The organism is Lacticaseibacillus songhuajiangensis (assembly GCF_003946025.1).
GTDB classification, from domain to species: Bacteria; Bacillota; Bacilli; order Lactobacillales; family Lactobacillaceae; genus Lacticaseibacillus; species Lacticaseibacillus songhuajiangensis.
This window is the reverse complement of record NZ_RHNR01000001.1, coordinates 136,923-150,360: the sequence shown is the minus strand read 5'-3', so window position 1 is coordinate 150,360 and position 13,438 is coordinate 136,923. Positions and strand designations below refer to the sequence as shown.

Annotated in this window: 11 protein-coding genes; 9 read left to right on the top strand and 2 right to left on the bottom strand. The window is 52.4% G+C overall.

Going from position 1 to position 13,438, the window contains the following annotated elements; all coding sequences use genetic code 11:
• Positions 1-13: 13 nt before the first annotated feature.
• Both EKM97_RS00635 and EKM97_RS00630 read right to left on the bottom strand, forming a co-directional pair.
• Positions 14-802, bottom strand: coding sequence for a tyrosine-protein phosphatase (locus tag EKM97_RS00635; RefSeq protein WP_125570334.1), 789 nt, complete (start codon positions 800-802; stop codon positions 14-16).
• 791 nt (positions 803-1,593) lie between these two features.
• Positions 1,594-2,001: a helix-turn-helix domain-containing protein gene (locus EKM97_RS00630; RefSeq protein ID WP_225419177.1), complete on the bottom strand. Its 408-nt coding sequence runs from the start codon at positions 1,999-2,001 to the stop codon at positions 1,594-1,596.
• Between the two features lie 363 nt (positions 2,002-2,364).
• Here EKM97_RS00630 and EKM97_RS00625 point away from each other — a divergent pair, with 363 nt between their 5' ends.
• From EKM97_RS00625 to EKM97_RS00585, 9 genes are all read left to right on the top strand, one after another.
• Positions 2,365-2,811, top strand: a complete 447-nt coding sequence (locus EKM97_RS00625; protein WP_125570333.1) for a universal stress protein — start codon at positions 2,365-2,367, stop codon at positions 2,809-2,811.
• 112 nt (positions 2,812-2,923) lie between these two features.
• Positions 2,924-3,481, top strand: coding sequence for a DNA-3-methyladenine glycosylase I (locus EKM97_RS00620; RefSeq protein WP_125570332.1), 558 nt, complete (start codon positions 2,924-2,926; stop codon positions 3,479-3,481).
• Positions 3,482-3,535: 54 nt separating this feature from the next.
• Positions 3,536-4,465 (top strand): DMT family transporter, encoded by a 930-nt coding sequence (locus EKM97_RS00615; RefSeq protein WP_125570331.1) that lies wholly within the window; start codon positions 3,536-3,538, stop codon positions 4,463-4,465.
• Positions 4,466-4,597: 132 nt separating this feature from the next.
• Positions 4,598-5,092 (top strand): hypothetical protein, encoded by a 495-nt coding sequence (locus EKM97_RS00610; RefSeq protein ID WP_125570330.1) that lies wholly within the window; start codon positions 4,598-4,600, stop codon positions 5,090-5,092.
• A 171-nt stretch (positions 5,093-5,263) separates the two neighbouring features.
• Positions 5,264-6,565 carry a pyrimidine-nucleoside phosphorylase gene (locus tag EKM97_RS00605; protein WP_125570329.1) on the top strand — a complete coding sequence of 434 codons (1,302 nt, stop codon included), beginning with the start codon at positions 5,264-5,266 and terminating at the stop codon, positions 6,563-6,565.
• Positions 6,566-7,672: 1,107 nt separating this feature from the next.
• Complete coding sequence (locus tag EKM97_RS00600; RefSeq protein ID WP_125570328.1) at positions 7,673-8,932, top strand: carboxylate--amine ligase; 1,260 nt, start codon at positions 7,673-7,675, stop codon at positions 8,930-8,932.
• A gap of 26 nt (positions 8,933-8,958) precedes the next feature.
• Positions 8,959-9,420 (top strand): universal stress protein, encoded by a 462-nt coding sequence (locus EKM97_RS00595; protein ID WP_125570327.1) that lies wholly within the window; start codon positions 8,959-8,961, stop codon positions 9,418-9,420.
• 852 nt (positions 9,421-10,272) lie between these two features.
• Positions 10,273-11,874 (top strand): glycosyltransferase, encoded by a 1,602-nt coding sequence (locus EKM97_RS00590; RefSeq protein WP_125570326.1) that lies wholly within the window; start codon positions 10,273-10,275, stop codon positions 11,872-11,874.
• 1 nt (position 11,875) lies between these two features.
• Positions 11,876-13,411, top strand: a complete 1,536-nt coding sequence (locus EKM97_RS00585; RefSeq protein WP_125570325.1) for a glycosyltransferase — start codon at positions 11,876-11,878, stop codon at positions 13,409-13,411.
• Positions 13,412-13,438: the final 27 nt, after the last annotated feature.

The window sequence follows — 13,438 nt, the reverse complement described above, 5'->3', positions numbered from 1 at the left end:
CTTGATGAATGAATTACGCGAGGTAGATTTTCTGCAGGTCGCGCAGCTGCTGGTCGGATAGATCCATTGCTTCGTGCAAGTAGCGCTGCATGTCGCCATAGTTCGCGCGGATGGCAGCCAGTGCGGTATCGATGTAGTCTTCCTTAACGGTCCACAAATCGCGAATGCTCTGGGTAAAATTCTGGTTGCGGCCCGCAGCGTGCACCTTAACCATCATTTCCTGCAGTGGTGTTTGGATGAAGTCGTTGGTGGTGATGTAGTCCTGGCGAATGGTGGTTTCCTCCACGCCCAGTGCAGACAGCAGGTAAACAGCGCCCATCCCAGTGCGATCCTTCCCAGCTGCGCAGTGGAACAAGAGGGCAGAGTCATCCGCATCGTTACTCAGCAAAAGGTCAAAGAACTGCCGGTACGCTTTTTGCGCGTGGGGCAAGAGCACCATTTCGGAGTAAGTCCGCATCATGTTCTTGTAACCACCCTGAGCATCGGCGGCAAATTCGACTTCTTCTTCCTTACGGGTCTTGCTGACCTGTGTTTCGTCAGTTTCGAAGACGGGCAGGTGGTAGTAATTTGCACCCACAGGTACGCGGTCGGGCGCGGTGCTGAGTTCTTCCGGTGAGCGGAAGTCAACGTCGTACTTCACGCCGTAATCGCTGAGAAACTTGATGTCGCGATCACTCAGCAGGTCCATTTTGCCGGAACGAATCAGTTTATGTTCCTTGATGTGCTTCTGGCCAGTGCCTGCGTAACCGCCAAGATCGCGGAAGTTAAAACCGTGGTGGATGTTCAGCAGTGTGGGTTCCAAATTAAAGTCACCGTCTCTTCATAGATTTGCGCTGCGTGCGCATATATTAGTTCCATTATAGTCTATCCCGTCTTTTCGTGCGCAGCTAAGCGCAAACTGATACTGTCTGTTAGCGTGAGTCGTGAAACTTTCAATTAAATCATCCGCAAGGATGAAAATAGCGGTTAGACCGAAGGTCGGAACTGGGCCAGATTAGCTTCGCTCCCGGGAAGGGTGTGCGTGGGACCGTTCCAGCCAGCCCTACGGTGTCCGTCTCACTACGCGCTAAAGCGCGAGGTCGACTGGCTGCGCTGTCTTCCACTGGCGATTTTGCCGCAAACCCGCCGGGAAAATCCCGCTCCTAACGAAAAAGGCAGTGTACATTTCGCACGAAGTTCATGTGCGAAACATACACCGCCATTTTCGTGGGCACGCACACCCTTCCCGTCCGCTGCCGCCAATCCGCCCCAGTTCCGACGCGCATTCACATGACTGTGGTGGTGAAAGTTTCAGACCACGCTGGCGAAAACACCAAACGCATGGACAAGTACTGGGAAAAGTCGACGCAGGGATCAACATGTCTGCTTACCGCACACATTGAGAACCGTTATCGCAGCCTTTAACAGTGTTGGAAGTTCGTCGCCCAGTCTCTGTGGGGTTGCCACTCAGTTACGCACCACCACCGGAGTTGCCGACTCCACCGCCTAACGGCGTCATGAAAACACCAAAGAGGCCCAGCGTGACTTCGTCACTGAAATGCTATCGCTGAGGGACAACAAAACAGCCCTTCCACGATGTGAAAGGGCTGCAAGTTATGCTTTGTCGTCGGCCTTGCTGAGCAAGATGCCGGAGACGAATGCGGCGAAGAGCCGCTTGTCTTGTTCGGAGATCAGCTTGTCGTTAAAACTCAGTTCGGTTTCAGGGGAGATAACATCCTCGATGCGAATTGTGTTTGCAGGCAGGGCCGTCTTCTCGCTTTCGGCTTCTTCCTGAGCGTACTTATCAGGGTAAGCCAAGACGAGGAACTGCTGCGCTTCAACGCCGTAGTAATCGGCGAGTTTACGCAAGCTGCGCTCGGACGGAATGGTCTGTTCATTTTCCCACTTAGTGAAGCTGGCTGGGGACGTGTGGGTTGCCATTGCAACCTCCACGATTGATTCACCGCGGCCTTTACGAACCCGCCGGAGTTCTGCACCAATTTCGTTTGCCAAAAAAAACACCACATTTCTTATTGTTGTGAGGTTCAAATCTGAAGACTATTTCTTACTAAGCATAATGTAACCGCCAAAGTGCCCAAAATCAAGTTGTTTTCATGATAAATTTTGCGTTCTTTATCAATTTATAGATAGCAGTAGCGTTATCTGGTAATAGTGTTGGGTACAAATACAGTATGGCGACGCAGGTCGAGGAACACAAAGGATGTTTTTCATGCGCTGAAGTTAGAAAACGCCGTCATGTCGGGCGTAGTAAGGGTTACTGTCCTGATATGTGGTGGGTACAAGTGACAATATAACCGTTTTCACTTGTAATTAATGCGTCAGCGCCGTATGCTTAATTAAACGAAAGCAAGGGAGTTGATTGGTATGAAACAAGAATATGAACGCTTGCTCGTCCCCGTTGATGGTTCAACAGAGGCCGAATTGGCTTTTGCCAAGGCAATCAAGGTAGCATTAAGCAACCACGCCCGCCTGGATATTCTGAACGTATTGGACACGAAGCAGTTTATTGGCAGTTATGGCGGGATGATTTCCGGGGATGCAATCTATCAGCTCACCCAGGATTCGCAGGAGTATCTTGAAGGCCTGCAGAAGCAGGCTGAAGATGCTGGCGTTAAGGACGTTGCGATTCACGTTCGGTTCGGCAATCCGAAGAACGTTATCGCCACCGACTTCCCTAACGAATACCACACTGACCTGATTATGATTGGCTCAACCGGTCTCAACGCAATCGAACGTGTGCTGGTGGGTAGTGTCACCGAATACGTTAACCGCACCGCACCTTGCGATGTGCTCATTGTGAAGACAAAGTAAGTGCGCTAGCATTTGCACCGCAGCTCCCGTTTGGGAGCTGTTTTTTTGTGTTGCGCCAAGCAAACGGCGGTATAATTGCGGAATCTAAGGCAAAAGGACGGGAGGATGACTCATGGAATTAGTCGCAGGAACAGATGAGCATTTTTGGGCGAACCGGAGCAGCTTACTACAGGATTATTACCTGCATGACTGGTGTGTTCCCAAGCATGACGACAAGACGGTTTTCGAACTACTGGTGATGGAGATGGCTTCGGCCGGACTGAACTGGGAAATGATTTTGCGCCGCCGGGAGGCTTTGCGGACCGCATTTGCGGATTACGACCTGGAGACACTCGCCAGCTGGGATGAACAGAAGGTTGAAGAACTGATGCAGGATCCGACCATCATTCGCAACCGTCTCAAAATTCAATCCGTCATTAAAAATGCACAGGCAACGCTCGCGCTGCCGCCGGACTACGCTGGTTTGGCTGACTACATGTGGCACTTTACGGACGGTGCGGTGGTGCAACACCACCCGCGCAGCCTGGCAGACACACCCACGCAGGACGATTTATCGCGGCGAGTTTCCAAAGAGATGAAAAAGCGCGGTTTCAAGTTTGTTGGCCCTGTCATTGTGTATAATTACCTTCAGGCCTGCGGGATTATTGATGATCGCATCAGTCCGCAATAAAGAAACGGCCGCACTGGTAGTTGTCCAAACTGGCGGTGGGGGAGAAGGCTAATTTTGCGCAGGGCAAGATTACTGGGAATCGCGCTGGCAACGGGTGCCTCGCTTTTGTGGGGTGTGTCCGGTCCGGCCAGCGAGTACCTGTTTGACCACGGGGTGCACGTCACCTGGCTCATTAGCTCCAAAATGTTAATCGCCGGACTCATCTTGGGCGCTTACTGCATTGTGCGCGACCGGCAGGGCTTCTTTGCTTTGTGGCGGCGGCCCAAAGCCATCGTGCACCTGCTACTGTTCGTCATCTTCGGGATGGTGACGATGCAATACATCTACTTTAAGGCGGTCGCCGTGGCCAATGCCGCGACCGCGACGGTACTGCAGTACTTATCCCCCATTCTGATTCTGATTTGGGTGGCCTTTGCGACGCACACTTTGCCGCGGCGTTTGGACATTGTGACGATTGCGGCGGCGCTATTGGGAACGGTGTTAGTGGTAACCAAAGGTCACATTACTAGCCTTGCGATTACGCCGACCGCCTTGTTTTGGGGTCTGATGTCGGCGGTGGCTGCAGCGGCTTACACGCTGGTACCGCGCTGGTTGCTGGCGAACTATTCCGGGACGGCGGTGTCCGCGTGGGCGATGCTACTAGGCGGGTTGGGGATGAACCTTTATCAGCCGTCGTGGCAGCATGTGCCGCACATGACGGGGCTGATGTGGGCTTGCTACGCCTTCGTTGTGATTTTTGGCACGATTTTTGCTTACGCAATGTACCTGGTGAGTCTGAATTACATTGCGCCCACAGCGGCTGGTTTGCTCGATGCGTTCGAACCACTGGGTGCGGTGGTGGTTGGGGTATTGTTCCTTGGTTTGCGCCTGAGTTTTTGGGAACTAGTTGGCGGCCTCATTATTCTGCTGACGGTGGCGATGATGACGCTACTTACGCCCAAAGCGCCGCCAGAGGCCGCAACGCCTGATGTGAAGGACGATTAGACACTCCGTTACACACGTTACTGGGACGAGGCGGGCGGACGTGCTACAATAATGCAAGATACGCTGCGCTTGCGGCGCGAATGTGCAGGCGCTGCGTGGGTCTCCCGCGTAGCCCTTAAATCAGGAGGAAATATGGATCAATTTGGCGTAAGTGCCCTTGCTGACTGGCTTGAAGACCAGACAAGCGCACTCCTTAACAAGAAGACAATTGTTGACCTCGACCGTGTGTACACGGCCATTGATTACTTGCAGGTACTGAAGAACCCCGCAGCGGCTTACCCCGAGATGAGCGAGGAAACCTACCTCAAGTCTGAATCTGACAAGAAGCTCAGTTTGCTCAACGACCACGCGACGCTCGGCCAGTTGCAAGACCGCATCATGGTCAACCACGTGGACGGCTCCATCACAGATGATGACATTAGCTTCAAGTACAATCACGACACGCCTTTTGTCAATGGCGAGTACAAACCACGTAAGGATCTGGAAATCCTCAAGTTTGGTTTGGAAGTCATCGGCGCAGTGACCGCCACGAACCACCACGACACCGTGCGTGCTGCACTGGCACCAGATGCCGTGCTCAGCCTAATTTTGGCTGCCAACACGCTGCACGATTGGCAGATTAAGTAAAATCAACATCAGAATAGCCGCGCCGCAATTAATTTTGCGGCGCGGCTATTTTTTGCAGACATTTGACCGGGCAAGGGCAAAATTTTTGCTTAGGCCAGCGGTAGTTAACGAAATCGCTCGTGAAAGCTGTTACAATGTAGCTATATTAATGTTTATTAAGGGGGACTTGCCATGCGAATGGTTGACTTGATTGCAAAGAAACGGGACGGACACGCCCTGAGCAAGACCGAAATCGACTGGATGATTACCGCCTACGTGGATAAGCAGATTCCGGATTACCAGATGAGTGCGTTCCTGATGGCCGTTTACTTTCAGGGGATGGCCGACGACGAGATGGCGAACTTTGCCGGTGCCATGCTGAACTCTGGTGAGGTGCTCGATTTGTCTGCCATTCCGGGCATTAAAATCGACAAGCACAGCACTGGTGGGGTCGGCGACAAAATTAGCCTGATTCTGGCTCCCGTCATGGCCGCCATGGGCGTGAACATCCCGATGATTAGTGGCCGCGGACTTGGCTTTACTGGCGGCACACTCGACAAACTGGAAGCGATTCCTGGCTTTAACGTCAACCTGACCACCGAGCAGTTTATCAAGCAGGTGACTGAACACCACGAAGCCATCATTTCGGCAAGCAGCGAAGTGGCACCGGCTGACCGGCGTCTGTACGCCCTGCGCGACGTGACGGGCACCGTGGAGTCGATTCCACTGATTGCCGGATCCATCATGAGCAAGAAGATTAGTTCTGGCATCAACGCACTGGTGCTGGACGTCAAAGTCGGCAACGGGGCCTTCATGAAGACTCAAGAGGACGCGGAAAAGTTGGCCCACGCGCTGGTGACCATCGGTAAGGCCCACGGTGTGCAGACGCGCGCCATCCTGAGCGACATGAATCAGCCGCTAGGTCTCACCATTGGCAACGCGCTGGAAGTCGCCGAGACCGTGGCCTTGCTGAACGGCCGGGGCCCACAGGACGTGCGGGAACTGACCGTTACCTTGGCTGCGCACATGGCCGTGATGGCTGGCAAGACCGACAGCCTTGAGGTTGGTGCCCAGCTAGCTGGGGATGTGCTGCGCGATGGCCGCGCCAAGCGGGCCTTCCGCCAGATGGTGGCGGATCAAGGCGGCGACGTTAACGTCATCGATAGCCCGCAATTGTTGCCAAAGGCGCAGTACCGCATCTCCGCGGTAGCACCGCGAGGCGGCTTTGTACAAGCCATCGACAGCGAAGCGCTCGGGAAGGCTGCCATGCAGCTCGGCGCCGGCCGCGCGCAGGCGGATGACAAGCTCGATGTGGCCGTTGGTCTGGTGCTGCACAAGAAGGTCGGGACGCCAGTCAGTGCGGGGGATGTCCTCGCCACGGTGCACAGCAACACGGCTGATCCTGCCGCCGTCGTGGCTGCGGTCGTTGATGCCTTCACGATTGGCGCGGAAGAGCCAGCGAAGTTGCAGCTGATTAAAGAAATAATTGAGTGATTTAGCAAAAATTTTGCAAATAAAAAAACGAATTTACTTGCGTAGAAAGCGCATACATGATATATTCTAGATGAGGTTAAGGAAGCGCTACCAAGTCGGTGGTAGCGAGACCCTCTCAGTCTTAACGGCGAGGCGCGAAGCTAGCAGTTCGCCACTGTATCATGTTGTCAGTCCCGTACGTCAACTGTGGTTCATCTCAGTTAATATCGATTTGCTTGTGTAAGCCAAGTGACCCCGTGTTCAGGTCCTTGGCAACCGGATACACCGCCCGAATTGGCGGGAAAGCAACGTGTTTAGTCCGATAGCAGTACCGTAAGCGTTGAGCATGGAAAATGTGAACGTCGGTGTAGGAATAGCTGAAACGTTGTTACAGTGAGTCAGAATTACAGTATGTTGTTAGTCGCATAAAATTGTTTCACCAAGTTGGTTGTCACAGTATTTGGTGAATGCAGTTGATACGGCGGGACGGATGTTTAGGATGTCAGGTGTCGAAAGCGATTTCGAAGGGATTTGATTCCGATGCCACAAGTTGTTTAGTTGATCAGATTACAGGGTTACTAACTTGCTGAAGGGAGCAGATAGCCGTTAAATTGACGAGCGTATCGACTCGGCGCGTGCCGAGCAGCTTAGTAACAAGCGGCCTGCAACTCGCAGAATAATCTAGGACCGAGCCGAATGGCAGTCAAACTAACACGTTAATGTGAATTAGCGACTGCAGGCAACTAGAAGTAAGTAAAACAGAATATCTACAATTGAATAAGTTTGTTTAGAGGTGTAAGCATTAAGAAACTGACACAAACACCTACTAACCGACAAGCATCCTTAACCTAACATTCCGAGACGAGAGGCTCGGAATGTTTTTTTAGTTGGAGTCGTTCGCAATGCTCAGCGGCTATACGCATTGCGGGCAACGTCTGCAGGCCGGCCCCTCACCTTAAATCAGATTGGTCAGGGGCCGGCCAGATGCTTGAACTGTGAGTACCTGACCCGCTGACACTCGTCCGAGCTGTTTTTTTAGTTAAGCACAGGCTGCCATTTCCGCGGCAAAACGCACACTGTGGTATAATGCACCCAGTGTAAATAGCGATAAAAGTGAGGAGACATCACATGGCAGATGTGCCTAATTTCACCCCGATTTTGCTCGGGAGCGACATGAATGTTTACGGGATGGCGCGTTCATTCCACGAAATCAGTGGCCAGACGGTTGACGTATACGCCCGTTTGCAGCTCGCACCAACACGTTTTTCCAAAATTGTGAACGTGCACCTGATTGAAGATTTTGATTCTGACCCAGCGTTTATCGAGGCAATGCGTAAGATTGCTGACAGTTACAAGGGTCACAACGAAAAGTTGATTTTGATTGCTTGCGGCGATGGCTACGCGGAACTCATTTCCAAGCACAAGGACGAACTGAGTGAAACCTTCGTGTGCCCATACGTTGATTACAAGATGCTGAAGCGCTTGAACAGCAAGGAAAGCTTCTACGAAGTCTGCGACGAGTACGATTTGCCGTACCCAAGTACGAAGATCATCACCAAGGCGATGTACGAAAGCGGCGTGTCCATCACGCCACCATTCCCATTCCCTGTTGCCCTGAAGCCGACCAACTCGGTTGAATGGCTGAACATCCACTTTGAAGGCCGCAAGAAGGCCTTCACGATTCACTCCCAAGTGGAACTGAACACGGTGATTGGTAAAATCTACGACAACGGCTACACTAGCGACCTGATTCTCCAAGACTTCGTGCCTGGGGATGATAGCCACATGCGGGTGCTGAACGCCTACGTGGATCAGAACCACCAGGTCAAGATGATGTGTCTCGGGCACCCACTGCTCGAAGACCCAACGCCAGCGGCCATCGGGAATTATGTGGCCATTTTGCCGGAATACAACCAGCCGCTGTACGACAAGATGAAGAAGTTCCTGGAAGACATCCAGTTCACTGGTTTTGCCAACTTCGACATGAAGTATGACGAGCGGGACCAGACCTTCAAACTCTTTGAAATCAACATTCGCCAGGGTCGCAGCAGTTTCTTCGTTACCCTGAATGGTTACAACTTGGCTAGCTGGCTGGTGAAGGATTACGTGACCGGCGAACTGAGTAGTGCGGACACGGTATTCGGGAATCAGGACGACAGCCAGGCGAAGTTGTGGCTGGGTGTGCCGAAGAAGATTTTCCGTAAGTACGCCAAGGACAACGAATACAAGGCGCGCGCACTGAAGCTGCTTGAAGAAGGCCGCGTGGGCACGACCGTGTTCTACAAGAAGGACATGAACCTGAAGCGCTGGGCGCTCATGGAATACATGTTCTACAACTACTACGGCCGTTACAAGCGGTACTTTGCGGAGAACAAGGGCGATAATTAGGCCTCACAATTTAGGAGGATCCAAACATGGCTACTGAAGAAGAATTCGAAGTTGAAACGATGGAGTTTAACAAGCTGCTGCTGGCGGTGGACGACGATGATGATGAATCCAGTCACCGCGCATTCAACTATGCCTGCACGCTTGCCAAAATTTACAACATTCCACTTGGAATTGTTTCTGTTCTAGAGACTGGTGACTTGAACATTTACCAGTCTTTGTCGCCAGACATTCTGAGCGAGCGGCGTAGTGAGATTTCCGCGCACCTGAACACTTACGTCGAGAAGGCGGAGGCATTCGGGGTGACCGACACCGAACCCATCATCGGGGAAGGCAAGCCGGCGCAGGTCATCATGGATGAAGTGGTCCCTAACTTCAAACCAGACCTGATCATTCTGGGTTCCCACGACAAGCATGGTCGCGGTCACTTGGGTAGTGTCGCGTCTGAAATTACGCGTTTTGCCCGCCAGAGCGTCATTGTGGTTCGTTAACAACATTTCGATATAATCAATTAGCCCCGTCTACCGGATGAACTTCTGGTGGCTGGGGCTTTTTTATTACAAACAGAATTGCGAAACCGACAGTTGTCATACGGAGCTTGCCTTCATTTACCAGACGCATCCGTAACCGTTCTTTTTTGACGTAAGCAAAACAAATCGACAACGTCGTTATGGCGTCACTCATCAATTACAGCGCGTTAATTTTCAGCTACAAGGTGAAAATTAACGCGCTTATTTTTATGGGTCAGAGATGGTGTATTTAGCTCATAAAGCGCCGAATCGCTCGCTACTTTTTGCTAATGGAAGCTTAATGAAGAAACTTATTTATGCGAATCGTGAACACGTGTCGATGAAGTGTTTGGCTAATGGGTCGGTTGTAAATAGACGATTGGCGCGCAGTTGACGGTCCTACATACCGATTGAACCGCCCAATTGGCTGCAAGTGTTTTGCGGCATTGGACGGGTGCGGATTGGAGCGGCAGTAAAATTATCGGGGGTAGTCGATGGCGGGTCACATTTAGACTGTAAAAGCAGGTGAGTCAAACATTGATAATAAAACTTATAATTCCATTAATTACATCGCTGACTTAGTGCTGAATAAGAAACTTTAGCTCCATCATCTTGCACGCAAATTGCATATAAGAAGATGTACATTTACATATGTAGGAGTGTAAAAAAATCACACTATCCTTGACTTGCTACAAACAAAATCATTATGTAACGGGCGTTTGTTAATTTATCAAAGCGAAGTGGGAATGACCATGGCACTGGAGTTTATAAGATTACATAAATTCCGAATGCTTGACAGATTATCTACCAATAAATGAATCGGGGGATTCAAATATGATTTTTTTCATTAATTCAATTATGCCAAAGCAAAAATCCGGGATTGAGCACGCCGAACTGAAGCGGCTCGAATTGTTCCGGGCAAACAACACACCGGCGATGTTTGCCATCCGGGACTGGGATCCCAGCCTGCACACGAATGCTAACAATGCCGGCATCAAGGACGAGGAACTTGTCAGCATGTTCGATTACTTCCAAGAAGCACGTTTCGTGCCGCAGAAGACCGTCCACATGAGTGACATTGAATATGGTGTCCTCGGCGCGCATGCCGACGAAGAGGCGGATAAGCAGCGCTACCTGATTTTGTCGGGCAGTGGGCAATTAGTCGCGCGGGTTAATTACGTTACGGATGAGGACAAACGCGTTCGTTCTATTGAATGGTTTGACGGTTACAACAACTTGTACCGGGTGGATGTCTACGATGCGCGCGGCTTTGTCTCCTTGTCCCAGTGGTACACGCCGGACAACAAAATTGGTACGGAAACCTGGCGGACACCAAGCGGACGCGTTGTGCTTGAAACCTATAACCGCGATGACGTGAAGGGCAAACGGCAAAAATCTGGCTGGCGTCTCATGGATACCGATGGTCAGGTCTACCAGTTCGACACGATTGACGAGCTGACCGTGCACTTCCTCAACCGGCTCAGCGATGATTACTGGTCTGAACAAACGCCTAACATCTTCATTTTGGATCGCGGCCATGTGGCGGATTGGGGGCTGAACGTCCTCAAGAAGCCAGCTTACACGGTGATGCACCTGCACAACGCGCACACCGCTGATGCCCAGAATCCGGACGAACCGGTTCTCAACAACAACTACGAGTACCCGCTGTACGCGGTCGATGGTTATGACGCTGTGGTTTCCGCAACCCATAAGCAGACGGCCGATGTCATCAAGCGCTTCAAGCCGCGCGCGCGGATGTTCACAATCCCAGTTGGGGTTGTCCCGAACCGCTTGTTGAGCGCTCCGCGTGTGCCAGTCAGCGACCGTGAATTCGGCAAAATGGTGGTGTTCGCTCGCCTCGCACCCGAAAAGCACCTCGATGATCTGGTGCGGGCCATTGGCATTGTGCACCAGCAGATTCCGCAAGTGTCCTTGGACATGTATGGTTACGCGGACGCAACGGACAATTACAGTGCCCGCCGCGCGGTGCAGGCAGTCATCAAGGAGTACCAGCTCGAAGACGCCGTCCACCTACACGACTACACGACGGAAATCGACAAGGTGGAGAACAACGCCATGTTCTACGGCCTGACTTCAATTATGGAAGGTTTCAACTTGGCCATCATGGAAGCTATCTCGCACGGCCTGATTGGCCTCACCTACGACGTCAACTACGGGCCGAACGAAATCATCGAGGACGGTGTGAACGGGAATGTGGTGCCATATGGCGACTACAAGGCCTTGGCGGCGCGGATGATTGCGATTTTGCAGGACAAGCAGTTGCAGCAGCAATACTCAACCAGCGCTTATGATTCTGCAGAGCGCTACTCGGAAGCGAATGTGTGGCAGGCATGGCAAGCACTAATTGATGATGCGGACGCTGGCTGGTCAAAGAAACTCGCGGCATACCCGCTGAGCACAGTGGAGGGGGACTAATATGTATTACTTTATCGGTGAGAGCATTTTTACTTTTAATTCTGGTACTGAGATTAGTCAGGCTAAGCGGGCGCGGCTGTTCAACGACAACGGCGTGCCGGCCAAAATCGTGACGCGCAATTACAGTCGTTATCTAGACCGCGACCGCGCGGCACTTGATGTGAAGCAGGAAGAACTCGTGAACATGTACGACTTCTTCCAAGGCACCACGGCAGTGCCGCGGCAGGAACAGAACTTGCGCCTGCTTAAGCAGATTCCGAAGGACACCTACCATATCGTGAGTCACGGTCCAAACTACTCCACTATTGAGCTGGCCAGCCGCGAATTGGCCCGAATTGATGTCCTGCCAGCAACAGTCGGTTTGGTCGACAAAATCACTTATTATGACCGTTTCGGCAACACAACTAGTCGCGAAAACTACGACTGGCGAGGCTTTAAGAGCTCGATTGATTACTTCCACCCGAATGGGGAACTCGCGTACCAGCAGTTCCTGAACCTGGCGGGCGAACCGGTGCTGGAAATCGCGCACATGAACATTAACGGTAAGCTCAGCCCAACGATGTGGCGGCTCTTGAATTACAAGGGGCATAACTTCCGCTTCAACACCGAAAACCAGCTGTTTGTGTTCTTCTTGAACGAACTGGTGGCCGGCGATGATGCCGCAACGCTGATCTCAGATCGACGCAGCCTGGATGCTGTGGTGGCAGACGTACAGCATGTGCAGCACCGTTATGCCTACCTGCATGAGTTGCACACGCCAGATGTCACCAGTATTCGCGGTGGCCGCCTGTACAATTTCAACCGCGATTTGTTCGTAAACCGCGCGGCGGATTTTGACGCCGTGTTGGTGCCAACCGCCAAGCAGGCGGCAGACATTCACGCCGATTACCCGCAACTGCACGTCATGACGGCACCGGATACCTACGTGCCTAAAGCGTTGCAGGCAAAGCCGGTTGTTAACCTGCGGGAGCGGCAACGCCACCAGCTGGTTTACCTGGGCCGCTTGGCCAAGGAAAAGCATGTTGACGAGCTGGTGCACGTCTTGAGTTTAGTTCGCCAGACAGTGCCAGATGCGACCCTGGAGTTGCGCGGTTACTACCAAAGTGAGGAGCTCAAGCAGAGCCTCAGCGATGTCATTAGCAAGGCGAAGCTGGAAGACGCTGTGACCATCGCGGATTACGCGACCGGCGACAAACTCGCCGCAGATTACGATGCGGGTGCGGTGTTTGTGCAGAGCAGTGATAGTGAAGGATATGGTCTGGGGATGTTCGAAGCGCTGAGCCACGGCCTGCCGGTTGTGACGACCAATGTGCCATACGGACCTGCAATGCAGATTCAGGATGGCCGCAACGGCTTCCTGCTACGGCCAAACGACCGCCAAGCGTTCGCTGCGCGCGTGAGCCAGTTGCTGCAAGATGACCAGCTGTGGCAGACAATGAGCAGCCAGGCAAAAGCCAGCGTGCAAACGCATGATGAGGCCAAGGCGTTAGCGCAGTGGCAGCACGTGCTGGCGGGCGCCGCCACCGTCAAACAGTGAAGATGAAGAGAGCGAGGTTTGCTTAAC